Genomic DNA, 17,304 nt, shown 5'->3' on the forward strand with positions numbered 1-17,304 from the left:
TAGTGGGAGAAAAGTCACATGAATAGAATGAAATTAGCAGTAATTAGCATTATTGTGTTGTTTATACTAGGAATTTTGACGAAACTGATTTATGATTCTTTTAAGATGGATGACGTACAATTGAAGAAACCACTTGAGCAGTTTATTTGGTCAGAGATGACTTTTGATAATGGAATGCTGAAAACAACGTTCAAATCGACAAGTGGGGAGCATTATTCGTTAGCTGAGTCACTGGGTCTTTGGATGGAATACGCTGTGATGAGTGACAACGAGCCACTCTTTCAGCATGCCTACAATCTGTTAAATAAGTACTATGCAGGTGATGTCGGGCTCGTTCATTGGCGTGTTTTAGCAAATGGAAAGCCAACGGAGGATGTGAATGCTTTCTTGGATGATATTCGGATTGTTCAAGCACTCTTAGATGCATCCGAGAAGTGGGAGGAAAGCAAGTATGAGAAGCGTGCAAAGAACATTTCAAAAGCATTAGAGAAATACAGCACGTATGAAGATACATTTGTTGATTTCTACGACTGGAAGCATGAAACGAAGAGTCATCAATTTACCACAACGTATTTCGACTTGTGGACGATGAGGCGGTTGAATGAACGAGGATGGGTAGATGAGAAGACGATTCAAGAGATGGAGCGGCTTGCTTATGAGCTTTCCCAGATTGATTCCCCGCTTCTGCCGACAGCGTATGATATCGACTCGCAGCAATTTATTTATAAGGATACTGTTAATATGAGTGAGCAAGTCTATGGTGCCTATCATTTGGCTCGTGCTGGTGTGCGAACGGAATCTTTCTATACGTTTATCAAACAGGAATTTAATACACACCAAAAGCTATTTGGACAGTATGAAGCGAATGGTGCTCCTGCGGCGAAGGTGGAGTCACCTGCGTTATACGGGCTGACGATTCTGTATGCATTAGAGGTGCAGGATGAAGAACTTGCGCTTTCATTATATGAACGAATGAAAGCATTTCAAGTACAGGAAGGAACATATGCCGGTGTCTACATGGACACCAAGGCGGTTGATACGCATATCTTTGACAATTTGGTTCCTTTAATGGCAGAGAGGAGCTTGCAGGAACGTGGTCTTATCAGATAAAACAAAGCTCTTGCTTGGTTTAGTTCTTTTCATCGTACTGAATGCAGGCATGGCGAATACTTTTTATTCCTACACAGGCCAAACGAAGGTTGATTTCTTTCTATATAGTATTTTCTTGTTACTGATGCTTCTTGGGCTTTGGAAAGGGATGATTGTGAGCCTTGGCTTGAGCCTTCTGGTGATCTTTGTGTTCGGGAGTGCTGCTTTCTGGATGCAGCTTACTGGGAGTACGCCGATTGTGCCGTTTACACAGATGATTATTTGGCAGGGGGCGTTTTTGTTCGGGTCGTTTGTTTCAGGCTTTTCTCATAGCCAAATTGAGTCGATTATGACGAAGTACAATTATTGGTCGAAGCAATATCATGAGCTTGTCACGATTGATCCTGAGACTGGCTTTGATAATGAGAAGCGGTTTTTCTTCTATTTGAATGAGCAATTTAAGCGGGCGCAGCGGTATGAGCAGTCGTTTTCCTTGCTGTTAGTTCGGATTAAAAACTGGAAGGAATTTGAGAAATATTACGGCAGTGCTGAAGCGGATGCTATTCTTGCCAAGCTTGCTGAAAACTTAAAGAACATAACGCGGGGAAGTGATAGTCATTTTCGCGTGATGGAAGATACATTTGCACTCATTTTTCCAGAGACAAATGCAGATGGAACAGAAGTGGTGATCAATAAAATTATTGAAGATAACAACAAAGGCTATGCGCTGAAAGGGAAAAATAAAATGATTACGTTAACGCTGGAATTTGGTGCTGTCACTTATCACAGTGAGATGAATGATTATATGAGGATGTTTAATGATGCGATGGATGAAGTTAATCGCTATATTTCTTAGTACACTGACCGGGGCTTTGTATTTGCTGCCTTCCCAAAGCGTGTCCGCAAGTCAGGCAGAACCGCGCACGTTAATCATTTATTCAAGTGATGCGCAAGCACCTGATGAGTATGTCTATCTAGTGGATCAGCTGATCAGTCATTTTACCGAAACAGAGATACAGGCGGACAATGAAGTAGGAGATGTCGCTCCGTATGATTATTTGGTGTATGTCGGCACGTCTGTTGCAGAGCTCGATGCTTCGTTGGTGAAGAAGATTGAACGCTTTCCGAACCCGGTCTACTTCATTGGCAATAACATTCATTTCTTTGAAGAGCGGATGAAGCTTCAGATTACCGAGGAAACGGTTCATATCAAGAGTCTTTCCTTACCTGGTGGGGAGCGAAAAGCCTCCTTTGCTTCATTTCAATACCTTCATGAAGTGGTGGCAGGTGAAGGGATAGAGCCGCTTCTTACAGGCTGGCGGGGAGCGCAGGAATACCCTTTGCTTCTTTCGAATGGAGCGGACTATTATTTGGCAACAACGCAAATGAATGAGCTGATGAGCTTCTACATGACCGAGCTGTTGCCTGATTTCTTTGAGTCACCTCAAACAGCGTCACCTTCAAGCTTTATGAAAATCGACAATATTGACCCTACGACGAATCTTGACCATTTATCTGAGCTTACAACGTACACAGCGACGAAGGATATTCCCCTTATTTTATCAGTTCAGCCAATTGCACGGGTGGCGAATACAAGCAAAGAGACGTACTTGTCTGCTGCACCTGACTTAGTCCGTAAGCTGTTAGCCCTTCAAAAGCTCGGCAGTACATTCGTTTATTCCTACCCGCTCTTTCCGCCAAACACACCGGTTGAGGAAAAAGAAAGAATCATAGAAGAAGAGATTCAAGAATTAGTAAGCTATCGCATTTTTCCAGTGGCAGTGTCCTTTCCAAGCGGGGTAGAACAGCTTTCTGAGGAGGACCTTACACTTGCGGGAGCTTATTTTACAACGATTCTTTCATCAGCTAAGCCGTCCAGTGAAAAAATCTTAAAGCACGCCACTCCCTATGTTGCGAAGCCATCTTACCTAAACGGCATGGTCTGGTTTCCTGAAACATTAGGGGCAGTTGAGCGGCAAAATCCTGTCGCACTTGTGAAAATGAAGCAACAGCTCCGTCAGCTTGAGTCGATACCTGATGCGGTGGTTGGCTTTTCGCTTCCTGTGTATACGGACCTTGATGTGCTGAAACGTGTTGTAGATGAGGTGCCAAATCAGCGCTGGGTTGAGCTGAAGAGGTGGGAGCATACGGTAACCGTTCCGTACATCACGATTCAGTCGAATGAGCAAGGGATTGTGTACGTGCAGAACGACCTTCCGTTTTATCGGGAACTGCTCGTGAAGTATCACCTCAGCTATGTAGAAATGATCCTTTGGCTATTGGCTCTTATTGTACTGCTATTTGTCGTGATGTTCTTCATCTATACATTCTACTTAAACACACAGCGCCGGAAAGCGTTGTTCTTAGAAAGGAAAAGACATGGCCAATAACCTATTCATTGTTTCATTAACGATTATTTGGGTAATGCTTCTGTACCATATGTTTCTAATGCAGGGAGGCTATTTGCATTATTTGCGGTACCGGAATGTCATTTCGAAATGGGAAGAGAATCGAAAGACACTTGAATTACCGCTCGTCAGTATCTTAATCCCTGCTCATAATGAAGAAATGGTGATTGAGCGGACGATAAAAGCGATGCTGAAGCTGAAATATCCGCGTGAGAAGCTGGAAATTATCGTGATTAATGACAATTCGTCTGATCGCACAGGTGAAATTATTGCATCCTACGAAGAGCGCTATCCTCACATTAAGCAAGTTGTGACACAGCCGCCTTATGCGGGAAAAGGAAAGTCAACCGCGCTGAATCAAGGGTTTCAAGCCTCAACAGGTGAAATAATTGCCGTATATGATGCTGATAACACACCAGAAAGTATGGCGATTTACTACCTTGTGCTGGCGATGTTAAATGACCCGAAAGCAGGCGCAATTGTTGGAAAGTTCCGCGTGATCAATGCGAAGAAGAACCTTTTAACACGGTTTATTAATATTGAAACGATTTGTTTTCAGTGGATGGCTCAAGCAGGCCGTTGGTTCTGGTTCAAAATTACAACGATCCCTGGTACGAACTTTGCGATTCGCCGTTCAATATTAGAAGAGCTTGGCGGGTGGGATGAGCAAGCTCTTTCCGAAGATACAGAATTAACGATTCGGGTCTACAACCTTGGCTATTATATTCGTTTCTTTCCTGCGGCGATTACGTGGGAACAAGAGCCTGAGAATTGGAGGGTTTGGTGGAAGCAGCGTACAAGGTGGGCGCGCGGCAACCAATATGTTGTGTTGAAGTTTCTAGTGAAGTTTCACCAAATTAACCGAAAGAGTATTCTGTTTGATTTGATCTATTTCTTCTTTACGTATTTTCTTTTCTTTATCGGTGTCTTACTGTCAGGCGGAATCTTTGTGACGAACCTGTTCATTGACCTGCAGCTGCAGTTTGGCATTATTTCAATGATTCTCTGGCTGTTAGCGTATCTCTTGTATATTACTGAAGTCATGATTGCTCTCAGCATTGAAAAAGCCGAAATGAACGGAAGAAACTTTGTTGTCGTGCTGTTTATGTATTTTACGTATTCACAATTGTGGCTTGGCTTAGTGATGTACGCGCTGCTGTTAGAAATAAAGCGGATTCTGTTCAAGCAAGAAATTCGCTGGTATAAGACGGAGCGCTTCTAAAATAATTCATCCATCGAACAATCGATGAAGTACTAAGGTGATGACAAATGAGGAAAAAAGATCGGCACCAAGAGACGGAGATGCATCTCTCTCGTACAAAAACCTATGGAAAGAAAAAAGTGAAAACCCCTTTGCTATTGTATGGCGTATTGTTCTTGGCATTCCTGTTTGTCATTGTGTTTTTCTTCAACCGTGACTTCTTCTACAGCAGTGCCGTTGTTAATAAGCCTGAAGAAACACCACAACAAGCTGCTAAAGAAGAACCGGAGCCGCCAGAGCAGCCGACACTGCCAACAGCTGAGGAAAAGGCCGCGAACCCAAACTATGAGGTTGAAGTGCTGAAGAAAAGCGAACAAAAAGAAAAGCCAAACCCAAATAAAGGGGACATTATTTTACTGGGAGAAGAGGATGTGTCCTTAAGAGGGGTGTTCGGCAACAAAGATGCGTATTTCACGATTCCGCCGAGCAATCTTGGCGACGGGAGCTATGTGGAGCTTACAATCAGTTCATCTGAGCTGTTAAATTCCGAGCGCTCCACGTTAACGGTGCTGTTAAATAACCAGCCAGTCAAAAGCATCAGGCTGAAGAAAGCTTTTCAAAATGAGTCGTTCAAAATTCCTTTAGCTAAGCAGCATATACGGGAAGGGATTAACAAGCTGTCGATTCAATCACATACGTATATAAGCAAAGACCTCTGTATTGACCAAATCGACCCTGCGAACTGGGTAATTGTTCATAAGACCTCTTATGCGTACATTGACAGCAGTGGACCGCTGATTGAGGATGATTTATTAAAGAGCTTTCCATATCCGTTCATCCAAAGCGGGGGAGAGGAAGAAGTCCACGCCCGCATTGTCATCCCAGACAACAGCAGCGGCGCGGTCATCCAAGCCGCATTCGAGCTCAGTCAGTACTTAACTTCGAAAACGGTAAGCAAGGAAGCGGTACCGGTTGAATTTGAGAGTGAGTGGGACGGAGTGAAAGCGAAAGAACATCTAATCGCAATCGGCCCGCTTAAGGCATGGTCAGGAGCAGTCGCAAACCGCATGACATTTAAGGGAATTCAATTAAATAAAGGGGAGCTCTACCTTCATAACGCGATTGAAAAAGGAAGCGGCAGCTCACGGCAAATTCTCTTCGTTACAGCCAATAATGAAGAGATACTAACTGAAAAGAGCGCCATTCTCACAACAGAAGAATTGACAGAACAACTAACAGGCAATTCAATCAGAATCAATAAGATGCCTGTTGTGAAGCAGGAAAAGAAAGAGCAAGAAACAGCGATTCCGTTAATCGACCAGTCTGTTGTGTTGAATGATGCAAAGCTTGTGAGTGAGGCATACTTCCCGAAGGTGCCTTCCTATTGGGAAATCACTGACCAAGCGACATTAGACATTGCATTTGACGCCTCACCTTTATTGAAAATGTGGGAAGACGCGGAACGAAAGGATCAGCTTGGACTGACAGTTTACTTAAATCAAACGCCATTTACCGTGCCGCTTTCAAGTGTGCTGGCAAAGGAAACAGAAGAGGAACAGTATCATTATTCCTTCTCTGTACCGAAGGAATTGATTACAAACGAAGACCTGCTTTCCGTGCGCTTTGAGTTCAATTACCCGCTTACACAAGAGGGATGCCGACAGAATTATAAGAGCGGCAATTGGGTCGTTGTACACAAGGACAGCAAGCTGTCAGTGCCATATCAAATTAATCGTTCCTTTTCCTTTACAAATTGGCCGGCCCCTTTCATTACTGACAGCGGCTATGAGCCAGTCGCATTTGTCGTACCGAATGAAGTGAAGCAAGGAACGTTAAGCCAGATCGCATTGCTTATTAATCAGCTTTCACAGTATGCGGAATTTGAAAATTATACGGTCGTGCGTGGTGGATTGGAAAGCTTCGATTCTGCTTCACTTCCGAACTATCATTTCCTTTTCTTCGGCTATCCTAGAGATGGTTTTTCTGAAGAAACCTTCAAGTCACTGATTACGTGGGATGAAGAGAATGGCTTGAACTTGCCTCAGTACGGATTTCTTGAGGAAACAGCGAAATATGTATATTGGATTCAGCGCTCAGCGTGGAATGATGAGAAAGCAGCTGTGTTCTTTCACCCGCTTGTTGACGATGCGAAGAACCCATATTTGCATGAGAACTTCTTTGATTTCTTATCGCAAATGGACCGAACGAAAGAAAGCAACATTATCGTCTTAAATAAGGCGAATCAAGCGCAGACATTTTATTACGACCGGAAACAAGATGAGCTTCTTCAGGAAAGCGGCAATAATAGCAGCGGCGGCAGTCTAATGTATGTCATCATCTTTGCAGGCATCTTCCTTCTTTCTGCTGTGCTCTTTATTCTGCTTCTAAGAAGAAAGAGAAAGAATAAACAAGAATAGCTTGTGCATGAAAGGCGTTATCCAAAGGGTAGCGTCTTTTTGCATGAGAAATAGGCCCCTGCCCAAACCAATGCTGGGTGTTCATCATAGGGTGTAGAGAGAAAAAAAGAGGGGGGACTGCTTGAGATGCAATATGATTATCGAAATTATGCAATGATGAACCCGCAAATGACAACCCAATACCACACAATGATTGACCCGTTCGTCGTCAGTACGCTGGAATCAGTCGTCGGAAAAGTACTTATCGTGCAAACAACAAGAGATACGATCAGAGGAAAACTGAAAGAAGTGAAGCCAGACCATATCGTCTTGCTTGCAGGCGACTCAACATTCTTCGTACGCATCCAGCAAATCGTATCGATTATGCCAGACTAATTGAAAAAGGAGGGGAAACCCTTCTTTTTTTTGATTTCAACGCGAACTTTCTGCATCTAAAAGGTATAATGGGGAAGAAAATCAAATTATTGGAGGAAATGAATACATGTTAGAAATGCCGAATTGCCCGAAATGTGACTCAGAATATACATATGAGGATGGAAACCTCTACGTCTGCCCAGTATGTGCCCATGAATGGACGTCAGAAGTAGAAGCTGAACAAAGTGAAGGCGAGAACGTTATCAAAGATGCGAACGGAAATATCCTAAACGACGGCGATACCGTTACAGTCATCAAAGACCTAAAAATAAAAGGCAGCTCCTCTGTCGTCAAACTAGGTACAAAAGTAAAAAACATCCGCCTTGTCGACGGCGATCATGATATTGACTGCAAGATTGATGGCTTCGGAGCGATGAAACTAAAATCTGAGTTTGTGAAGAAGATCTAACGATTAGCTATTGAAACTGCGGAAGGCACGTCTGTTTAGGCGTGCTTTTTGTTGTAGGTTTGGATTGTGGGAATAAGAGGAATTTGAGATAATCATTGTAACGAAGAGAAGGCAGAATTGTGGTGGAGGGTTCTTTTTGAAGAGCGCAGCAGAATTTATTTTAAGCTTGGTTTTAATCGTAGGGTGGTTTATATCCGCAATCGGAATCATCGGTTTAATCGTTTCGATCATTGCGAAGGGATTATTTATAATCGTACAGTTTACTATAACCGCAGTTGGCTTGTTATTGATTTGGATTTACAAAAAGGTTTCTTGAATGATGAGTGGAGGTTCCATATATGATTGATTTAGAAAAAATGAAAGAACGGATAGCGTCATTAAGTGAGTCAGATGCCAAAAGCGTGTTAATGATTACATATGCAAACTTGCAGATGGTTAAAACGGGAAATGGTAGTTTTACAAATGAAGACTGTGTTGACCAATTGCTGGAGTTGTATCAAAGTATTCCAGAGCCTGGAGGGGGTAAAGGAGAAAAGGCTTAACTAATTCTAAATGTTAATGCACAATCAGGTACTTTCTGAAGTATAGATTGTGCTTTTTTTATGGCATTAGCTTATAAAAAGGTGTGGATCAGATCAAGGCAGTCAGTTATTACATCTTCAGGCGCACGATCCTTTATGACTAATTTGCGAGCTTTCCAGTCTAGGCTTTTTATCTGATCAGTTAAAATAACACCTTCAATCGCCAAGCTGCTCGGTAAAGGTACTTCGAACGGATAGCCTTTTTGCTGTCGAGTAATAGGACAGACAACCGCAAAGCCGGTTGCATGATTAAAAGCTTGTGGAGAGAGGATAATGCCAGGGCGGGTTCCGGCTTGTTCGTGTCCGCTTTGCGGGTTGAAATTGATATATACAAGATCGCCGCGTTCAGGAGCATGCATTATATTAATTCATTCCCTTCCTTTTTTCCAAAATCAATTTCTTTATGACGGTTTTCTGGAGTTATCTTTGATAAAAGCTCATCTAATTGTGGCTTTTTCTTTTTTGGCTTAAGTACGAGCACATCATTTTCTACTGTTAGTTCTATCTCTGAGCCTTGTTGAATTGAAATGGCTTCAGCAACATGGGAAGGAATGCGAATAGCAAGGCTGTTTCCCCATTTCTGTACTTTTGTTGTCACTTGTATTCCTCCTTGATTGAGTTTCTTCAGGCGCTTTTCTTCCATTTTAACATCTCCCTTGCGCAATGTATACACATAGTATATACGTCGGAAGGCTTTTTAATAACTGAAAATCTCGCTAAATAATTCAATATGTTTAATAAAATTGTATAATAGAGGAAGAGTCATTCCTGTAGAAAAGGAAGGTGAAGATTTGTCAATCAACCTGTATCAAATTCATATTAAAACAGACAAGATAAATGACGTTAAAGGTTTTTTGGTTAGTTGGCTTGAGGATAAATATGGTGCTGATACTCCACACGAATAAATTCGGTGGGTTCTAAGGTACTTCAAGATTTCTGTCCTATTCGATGAAGAAATAGGATTCTTTTTCTTATTCCCTTAGACTTTCATGAACAACGCTTACCCTGACAGGTTACGTTGGCGTTCTGTCGGCTCATATCAAAACCGAAAATAATCATTGTTACATACCCATACTTGCTATTTTAGTAGCACTTTTTTTCAAACGTTCGATTTCTTTATCGTGAAGCATTTTAAAGATATGCCACCTATGGTTACACTTTTCTTTATCTATTTCTTTTAAGTTGTTTTTTACGTTCATAATCAAATACGCACTATATAAATCTCGTTGCACTTTCCCGCAATCAAAGTCATTCCAACGTTGACCTATAGTTTTCTTTTCATACGATTCATTGAAATGGTTGTACTGACTTGCTTTAATCTTGTAGGTATCAATCTTTTTTAACTGTTTGTTATCATAGCTTAATTTATTATCAAGAATGGTTAATAAGAGGGCAGGGGCTTTGTTTAACAATGATTTTCCAAACCGTTTTTTCTTGTTATAACGTTTTGTTTTTTCGTTAATCGTGGTTTGTTTTGCCCTTCTTTGCAACCCTTTGTAATTCATGGTTTCAACCTTTACGTTATCGCCTAATGATAGTATCCAATTTGCCATAGAATGGTGATCTTGTTTGCGGACATCAGCCATTTTTCGGTGAATGTCGGTTAATTGTTCTTTTGTTTTAAGGTAGTTCTTGCTGTGAATCCATTTATCTTTCGTTCGCTTTATCGTTCCGTCATCATTGTATTTATGTGGGTTGTTGGCTCGACGTTGTCGGTCTAGCTTTCTTGATAATAAACGTATTTCTTGTTCCATTTTATTAACATTAGGTGCTAATTCTACTAATTTTGCTTCGTTTTCGCTTACTATTGCAATGGTTTGCGTACCAATATCAATTCCGACAGTTCCTTGATTTCGAGGATGTTTCACTTCACCCGTTGTTGGATTTACTTTTTTTGGTGGAATCCCTTCTAAAATTAATTGAACAAAATAACGCTGAATGCCACGAATTTGTTTTTTGATGATTCTGCAATATTTCACTTTGTCTAACAACGCTACATGAAGGTACATATCATTCTTTTTTAACTTGATTGGAATAGTTAATCCATTCCATATTAATTGATTTTCTTTAAAACGAATCCCTTGTTTGTTCGTTTTCCCTTCAACAGAACGAAGTTCGCCTTTTTGTTTGAAATAGACTTTTTGAACGTTTTTGTCGTATCTGTATTTATCAAATGCTTTCCAAACTCTTGTTGCAATTTTTTGACTTGTATTCGCGTCAATATGTTTTCGGAAGTAATTTTGAATAGGTTTCACAAATGAATGTAACGCATATTCGCTTAAACCATAATCTTGATTTAATTGTTTGAACGCTTCTTTACGCTCTTTTGAAGGTTTTTGTTTAATCCAATATTGATAAGAGGTATCGTTTTTTAATCGCTTGTATCGTTTTAACACTTCCCCTAAACACGCATTGTACATTTGCCGAGCAATTTCAAGACGTTTAGTAAGAATATGCTCTTGCCATAATTCAGTTTTTAAGGGAATTGTCACAACATAACAAGGTTTTGTCATATTCTCACCGCCTTTTTACACATTCTTTTGATTTTGGATATAACGCTGAATGGTATCTTCTGAAATATGTCCGACTGTACAACAAAAATAACTACGAGTCCATAAAGAAGGTAAACGACTTTTCAAATGAGGATACTTTTCTCTTAATAATCGACTGCTTTTTCCTTTAAAATCTTTAATGATTTTATGTAGTAAAAGCCGAGGATCAAATTCAATAAATAGATGTACGTGGTCAGGCATCACTTCAATAGACTTAATATGAACCTCTTTTTCTTTAGCTATTTCATAAAGAATATCTTTTAAGTCTTTATCAATTCCATCAACTAAAACTTTTCTACGGTACTTCGGACAAAAAATGATATGATATTGATTTTTATAAACAATTCCGTCTTTATGAATATAGTTGCTCATATATGTCACCGCCAATTATATATAACTATATTATACCATATCTTATTAGTTTATTGTATAATAAACTAATAAAATATTCGAAAAAAAGTAAGTTCATTCGAAGAAGGCGTAATTCCACCACATGAATAAATTCAGTGGCTACCTTACGCTTTCCATTGTGTATTTCAAAATGGGGAGTTACTAAGAAAAATCGATGCGGGTGAAGAGTATGCAGGAGTCGAGCAACACGGTGAGCCGCTTCCATTTGAAAAGCATCTAATTGGCAGGCAGGCAGAAGACGAAGAATCTTGTTCTTTTGACTATCATGAATTGAGAGAATATTGTCTTCATTTCAACGTAGATCTTTCAACCGATCCTTCTGAAAAAGATGGGGCATGGGCAGTCATTCAAATTCACCCTGAACGAGAAGAGGCGAAAAGACCCCACAAGTACTCTTTCCTTCATAAAATTCTGCACCGTAGTTATAAAAGGAATTAATGAATTCCACCTCTAACCCCAGCACAGAATTACAATTTTAGACTCTCATTTTAAAAAACGACAGGAGAAAAGAAAATGATATGGCGAATTATTGGAGCTCTCATTCTTTTAGGTTATGGTAGTTATCGTCTTATTAATGAAGGTGATGAGATGATGATTGTATTGATTCCTTTGTTTCTTGTTTTTTTATTTAGGAAATAGAGAGTGGGCTATAATGCGGATTACAAAATTTGTAATAGGATGATAATTAACTCAAAAAAATAACAAATGTTACAAAAGATATAGACTATTTGCAAGTTTCAGTGTACGATGATTTCATAAATGAATAGCAAATGTAGTAATTTAGGTGCTGTCAATCTCGTTAGGTTAGATAGCTTAAATGGGAAGTCCGGTGAAAGTCCGGCGCGGTCCCGCCACTGTAAGTGAGGAGAGACCTTATATGAGGCCACTGTTTCGAGAAGAAATGGGAAGGCATAAGGAATCAAAGATCCACAAGTCAGGAGACCTGCCTAAATTCTATTCGTTCTGCTCACCTACGGGTTATTAGGAGAGAGGTATAATACAAATCTATTATTTGTATTAGTCTGTATTCTTTGGGAATAAAGTGTACAAACGCCATCTCCTTGCATTGGAGAGGCGTTTTTTTTATTTCGAGGAAGGTGAGTGAGCGCTTGCTAGAGATGATGTTAAGGGAGGGGATTTGAACGATGTTATCAAAAATGAATTATGAGAAAGTCAGGCATTATTTTTATATTCTATTATTGGTTCTTGTGGCATTAAACCCGTTTATAGCAGGGGTGAATGGAAGTAAAACGTTTGCTGAAATGAATCAAACGACAAGTAATTACGCAGCCTCAATTACTGTATATGGTGAGGCGAACAATCTAATAATAGACCAGGAAATAGAAATAAATGAAGAAGGTATTACTGCATTCGACTTACTAAAGCAGGTAAGCGAGGAGCAGAATATCGAGCTTACATACAGCGAAAGCGACCAATATGGCGCGTTTATTACCAGCATTGGAGGAATAACGCCAACGGATAATGCCTACTGGGGATTTGAGGTAAACGGAAAGGCCGCGGAGGTAGGAGTATCCTCGTATGAAGTGAAGGCGAATGATGAGCTAAGCTTTAAAATCATTCAAGCTAAGCCTTACGCAAGTCTAGCGATAATTGGTGAGAATGAAGAATCCGTGCTTGCACAAACGTGGCTGGAGGTATCAGAAGGAGCAACAGCATTCGACTTACTAAAGCAGGTAAGCGAGGAGCAGAATATCGAGCTTACATACAGCGAAAGCGACCAATATGGCGCGTTTATTACCAGCATTGGAGGGGTGACGCCAACGGATAATGCCTACTGGGGATTTGAGGTAAACGGAAAGGCCGCGGAGGTAGGAGTATCCTCGTATGAAGTGAAGGCGAATGATGAGCTAAGCTTTAAGATCATTCAAGCAAAGCCTTATGCAAGTCTAGCGATAATTGGTGAGAGCGGAGAGTCCGTGCTTGCCCAAACGTGGCTGGAGGTATCAGAAGGAGCAACAGCATTCGACTTACTGAAGCAGGTAAGCGAGGAGCAGAATATCGAGCTTACCTACAGTGAAAGTGACCAATATGGGGCGTTTATTACCAGCATTGGTGGAGTGACGCCAACGGAAAATGCCTACTGGGGATTTGAGGTAAACGGAAAGGCCGCGGAGGTAGGAGTATCCTCGTATGAAGTGCAGGCGAATGATGAGCTAAGCTTTAAGATCATTCAAGCAAAGCCTTATGCAAGTCTAGCGATAATTGGTGAGAGCGGAGAGTCCGTGCTTGCCCAAACGTGGCTAGAGGTATCAGAAGGAGCAACAGCATTCGACTTACTGAAGCAGGTAAGCGAGGAGCAGAATATCGAGCTTACCTACAGTGAAAGTGACCAATATGGGGCGTTTATTACCAGCATTGGTGGAGTGACGCCAACGGAAAATGCCTACTGGGGATTTGAAGTAAACGGAAAGGCCGCGGAGGTAGGAGTGTCCTCGTATGAAGTGAAGGCGAATGATGAACTGCTGCTTAAATATATAATAGCTGCAGATTATCCTGATGAAGGAGAAGAAGACGAGTCTGACAGCCTAGGTGAATTAAGTTCATCAAACACGGAATACGATAATGAAAACATTGAGCGTTTCAATACATTAATGAATGAAGTTCGTGATTCGATTGCAAAGGATGGTATTCAGTCAGATTGGGAAGCAATCTCCTTAGCACAGGCTGGTAACCAAGTTTTGCACAGTTATTATGAAGAAGCCATTAATAAAATTCAGGATGTAGATGATTTAGGACAGGCTACAAACTATGCAAGGCTTATTTTATTATCAGTAGCAGCTGGAGAAAACCCAGAAAATATTAATGGAAGAAACTATGTAAGTGAATTAGCAGCTCGTGAGGACTTAACTCGTTATATTAATAATGCTACATATAGTCTAATTGCTTTTGATAGTGGCGATTATACGGTTGATTCTTCCGTGAAAGAACAGCTTGTTCAAGCGATCTTGAGCGTACAAAATAGTGATGGTGGGTGGAGCTGGTCTGGTAAAATCAGCGACCCAGATATGACAGCTATGACAATCACCGCTCTCGCTCCATATTATGAAACAGACCAAGTAAAGGAAGCGGTTAACAAGGCGATATCCTGGCTTTCAAACGTGCAGCAAGCGGATGGTGGTTTTACAGTAGAAAATGGCGACCCAGGTGCTACTGTGGCTCAGGTTATTATTGGTATAGCTAGTGTTGGATATAGCCCTTCTTCCAAAGCATTTACGAAGTCAGAGGGAAATCTTGTTGATTACTTAGCATTGATTGCAGATGAAATGAAAACAGATTCAAGTATGCTTGGTTATCAAGGATTGCAAGCCTTAACAGCTTATCAGCATTTTACTCATAATAAAGAACGCATTTATCGTTTTACAATGATTGATCCAAGTGATAAAGGCGGAAATCCATCTTCTCCTAAAGAAGATGAACAAGATTCAGACGACACGCCTGATGAGGTGCCGAGTGATGATGAGATTGAGGTTCGTATATCTGTAAAAGGCTATAAATCGAAAACATTACTCGCAACCACAACGGTTAAGCTCTCTGGAAAGGCTACACCATATTCGGCATTAAGAGAAGCCATTGGTGGAAGCAGCATTAAGACGAATGGCTCCGGTAGCAACATTTACGTTGTTGAAATTAAAGGCTTAGCTGAATTTGACTATGGACCGAAAAGTGGTTGGAACTATTCGGTGAATGGCGATTATCCAAGCAAAAGTGCAGGGGCCTATCAATTAGAAGATGGGGATCGCGTTGTCTGGAAGTATACAGCGGATTATGATGATGATTCAGATTTACCTGAGACAAGCAAGGATGCTTCTGAAGCAGGCGCTTTACCTAATAATCGTTCAAAGCTTGAAAAAGATTTCGAAACGATTGCATTACCTTATAATAATCAACAGCCGATTGATAAAGTAATGAAGTCGACGAAGGTCATAGATGAACGGAATAAAATGTCTCTTAGTGAGGCAAAGGAAATCAAAGAAGTTGTACAAAAAAATATGGTGAATGTATCTAAGAAGGTAGGTTCGAACGAAAGCAGCAACATCAAAGGTGAACATGGGGAAGCATCTATTTTTATTCCTCAAGGAGCTGTGAAAAAAGAAGTACACATTCAAATACAAGAAGAAGTCCATTCAAAAAATGAAAATTCGGAATTGATTTCATCGATATACAAGTTTGGACCAAATGGCGCAACGTTCAAGAAGCCTGTTCAAATTTCCATTCAAATTCCAGTGGAGTTAGACCGTCTAGAGGATTACGTAATGGCCTGGTTAAATGAAGAAACAGGTGAATGGATTCCAATTCCAGCTGTGCTTGATGCGAATTCAGGGTGGATAACAGGACAAGTTGATCATTTTACACAGTTTGCCGTACTGAATCGTTCAATCATTCAACAAAAAATGCTCGAAAGTCATATCGATCAAACGGTTCAATTTGTAATGAAATCAACTGATCTTTCACAATGGCAGGCATTTGCGGTTGCGCGCTCAGGTAATGTGATTCCTAACCGAAATCTACAAAGAATTGAAGAGCTGGTTAAGAGCGAGCAAGGAGAATTTAGAAAAGTTACGGATTATGAGCGGATTATCTTATCTGTAAAGGCACTTGGCGGGGACCCGACGAAAGTAGCTGGTTACAACTTCATTGAAAAAGTGGTAAACCATCCACGAATGACAAGCCAAGGAGTCAACGGGCTCATTTTCGGCTTACTTGCGCTTGACAGTGGTGATTACTCCATTTCGAGTGATGTAGATTGGACAAGAGAGAAGCTTATAAAAGAAATCTTAAATCATCAACATGTAAGCGGAGGGTTTGGTCTTACTATTGATGAGGAACCAAATGTTGATCTTACTGCGATGGCTCTAGCAGCCTTAGCGCCTTATCATGAGCAAACAGAAGTCAAAGCAGCAATTGAAAAAGCAGTTGACTGGTTAGCAAAACAACAAGCAAGTAATGGCGGTTTTCGTTTAGAGGGAAAAGAAAATAGTGAAAGTGTAGCACAGGTGATGATCGCACTTACATCACTTGGTATCAATCCATTAGATGAACGGTTTGTTAAAGAGTCTGGTAATCTAATGACTAATTTACTTTCCTTCCAAACTAGTGATAAAGGCTTTTCAAACCATAGAGGAGAAGCTTCAAATCAGATTGCAACAGAACAGGCATTAATGGCGTTAGTGGCTTATCAGCGTTATTTAGAAAATAAGTCACCGCTTTATGTTTTTGATGAGCAAGGACCGGAACGCTCATTTGCATTTCGCTACAAGGATGAACAACACATTTCAAATTATGCTTATCAGGCTGTGTATCAAGCGAAAGCTCATCATTTCATGGAGGGTGTAAGTGAAGAACAAGCACGCTTTGCTCCACACGAAACACTTACGAGAGCCCAGTTCGCTAAGGTCCTCATTCATTTATTAGGTGAGCAGCCGGAGAATACTGGTCGTTCAACTTATGAAGATGTGAAACAAGGTACGTGGTATGAAGGTTATGTTAATCGAGCAAATCAATTAGGCATTGTAAAGGGTATATCAGAAAAGCAATTTGCGCCTCATAAGCCGATTACTAGAGAGCAAATGGCAATCATGATTGGTCGAGCAGTTGATTTGCAGGCAACAGATGCAAATCTAAGCTTTGAAGATGTCAACAAAATAAGCAAAGAAGCTGTGCCATATGTACAAGCACTTTATGCTGCAAGCATTTTAGAAGGATACGGCAATAAGTTTTTTCCTCAAGAACTTGTAACAAGAGAAATGGCAGCAGTTGTTTCAGTAAGATTGTTTGAAATGAAGTAAAAGTAACAGGCGAAG

15 protein-coding genes and 1 riboswitch are annotated in these 17,304 nt (G+C 40.7%); of the genes, 11 read left to right on the top strand and 4 right to left on the bottom strand.

The window, feature by feature from the left end; translation table 11 throughout:
- Nucleotides 1-18 precede the first annotated feature (18 nt).
- The 9 genes from LC040_03020 (at nucleotide 19) to LC040_03060 (ending at nucleotide 8,480) form a co-directional block, all read left to right on the top strand.
- Nucleotides 19-1,110, top strand: coding sequence for a glycosyl hydrolase family 8 (locus tag LC040_03020; GenBank protein WLR51898.1), 1,092 nt, complete (start codon nucleotides 19-21; stop codon nucleotides 1,108-1,110).
- The gene (locus tag LC040_03025) at nucleotides 1,094-1,945 is read left to right on the top strand and encodes a diguanylate cyclase (GenBank protein WLR51899.1); all 852 of its coding nucleotides are present in this window, start codon (nucleotides 1,094-1,096) and stop codon (nucleotides 1,943-1,945) included. Before LC040_03020 ends, LC040_03025 begins: the two co-directional genes overlap by 17 nt.
- Nucleotides 1,908-3,479, top strand: coding sequence for a hypothetical protein (locus LC040_03030; GenBank protein ID WLR51900.1), 1,572 nt, complete (start codon nucleotides 1,908-1,910; stop codon nucleotides 3,477-3,479). The genes LC040_03025 and LC040_03030 overlap by 38 nt, the downstream gene beginning before the upstream one ends.
- Entirely contained in the window at nucleotides 3,469-4,719 is a 1,251-nt protein-coding gene (locus LC040_03035; GenBank protein WLR51901.1) for a glycosyltransferase, read from the top strand. Before LC040_03030 ends, LC040_03035 begins: the two co-directional genes overlap by 11 nt.
- Nucleotides 4,720-4,766: 47 nt before the next feature.
- The gene (locus LC040_03040; GenBank protein ID WLR51902.1) at nucleotides 4,767-7,115 is read left to right on the top strand and encodes a cellulose biosynthesis cyclic di-GMP-binding regulatory protein BcsB; all 2,349 of its coding nucleotides are present in this window, start codon (nucleotides 4,767-4,769) and stop codon (nucleotides 7,113-7,115) included.
- A 126-nt stretch (nucleotides 7,116-7,241) separates the two neighbouring features.
- Nucleotides 7,242-7,490 carry a YuzF family protein gene (locus tag LC040_03045; GenBank protein ID WLR51903.1) on the top strand — a complete coding sequence of 83 codons (249 nt, stop codon included), beginning with the start codon at nucleotides 7,242-7,244 and terminating at the stop codon, nucleotides 7,488-7,490.
- 106 nt (nucleotides 7,491-7,596) lie between these two features.
- Nucleotides 7,597-7,938 carry a zinc ribbon domain-containing protein YjdM gene (locus LC040_03050; protein ID WLR51904.1) on the top strand — a complete coding sequence of 114 codons (342 nt, stop codon included), beginning with the start codon at nucleotides 7,597-7,599 and terminating at the stop codon, nucleotides 7,936-7,938.
- Nucleotides 7,939-8,074: 136 nt separating this feature from the next.
- Nucleotides 8,075-8,254, top strand: a complete 180-nt coding sequence (locus LC040_03055) for a hypothetical protein (GenBank protein WLR51905.1) — start codon at nucleotides 8,075-8,077, stop codon at nucleotides 8,252-8,254.
- A gap of 22 nt (nucleotides 8,255-8,276) precedes the next feature.
- Nucleotides 8,277-8,480 carry a hypothetical protein gene (locus LC040_03060; GenBank protein WLR51906.1) on the top strand — a complete coding sequence of 68 codons (204 nt, stop codon included), beginning with the start codon at nucleotides 8,277-8,279 and terminating at the stop codon, nucleotides 8,478-8,480.
- Between the two features lie 71 nt (nucleotides 8,481-8,551).
- Here LC040_03060 and LC040_03065 read toward each other — a convergent pair whose 3' ends face one another.
- From LC040_03065 to tnpA, 4 genes are all read right to left on the bottom strand, one after another.
- Nucleotides 8,552-8,878, bottom strand: coding sequence for a type II toxin-antitoxin system PemK/MazF family toxin (locus LC040_03065; GenBank protein ID WLR51907.1), 327 nt, complete (start codon nucleotides 8,876-8,878; stop codon nucleotides 8,552-8,554).
- A complete protein-coding gene (locus LC040_03070) occupies nucleotides 8,878-9,162 on the bottom strand; it encodes an AbrB/MazE/SpoVT family DNA-binding domain-containing protein (protein ID WLR51908.1) in 285 nt (94 codons plus the stop codon). The genes LC040_03065 and LC040_03070 overlap by 1 nt, the downstream gene beginning before the upstream one ends.
- A 418-nt stretch (nucleotides 9,163-9,580) precedes the next feature.
- Nucleotides 9,581-11,032, bottom strand: a complete 1,452-nt coding sequence (locus LC040_03075; GenBank protein ID WLR51909.1) for a transposase — start codon at nucleotides 11,030-11,032, stop codon at nucleotides 9,581-9,583.
- Nucleotides 11,033-11,047: 15 nt separating this feature from the next.
- Nucleotides 11,048-11,443 (bottom strand): IS200/IS605 family transposase, encoded by a 396-nt coding sequence (gene tnpA / locus LC040_03080; protein ID WLR51910.1) that lies wholly within the window; start codon nucleotides 11,441-11,443, stop codon nucleotides 11,048-11,050.
- A 552-nt stretch (nucleotides 11,444-11,995) separates the two neighbouring features.
- On the opposite strand from tnpA, the gene LC040_03085 reads away from it, so the two are divergent.
- Together LC040_03085 and LC040_03090 are read left to right on the top strand one after the other, a co-directional pair.
- Complete coding sequence (locus LC040_03085; GenBank protein WLR51911.1) at nucleotides 11,996-12,121, top strand: hypothetical protein; 126 nt, start codon at nucleotides 11,996-11,998, stop codon at nucleotides 12,119-12,121.
- 126 nt (nucleotides 12,122-12,247) lie between these two features.
- Nucleotides 12,248-12,448: riboswitch (cobalamin riboswitch) on the top strand.
- 179 nt (nucleotides 12,449-12,627) lie between these two features.
- Complete coding sequence (locus LC040_03090) at nucleotides 12,628-17,289, top strand: DUF4430 domain-containing protein (GenBank protein ID WLR51912.1); 4,662 nt, start codon at nucleotides 12,628-12,630, stop codon at nucleotides 17,287-17,289.
- Nucleotides 17,290-17,304: the final 15 nt, after the last annotated feature.

Source organism: Bacillus tianshenii (assembly GCA_020524525.2).
Lineage (GTDB): Bacteria > Bacillota > Bacilli > Bacillales > Bacillaceae_N > Bacillus_AV.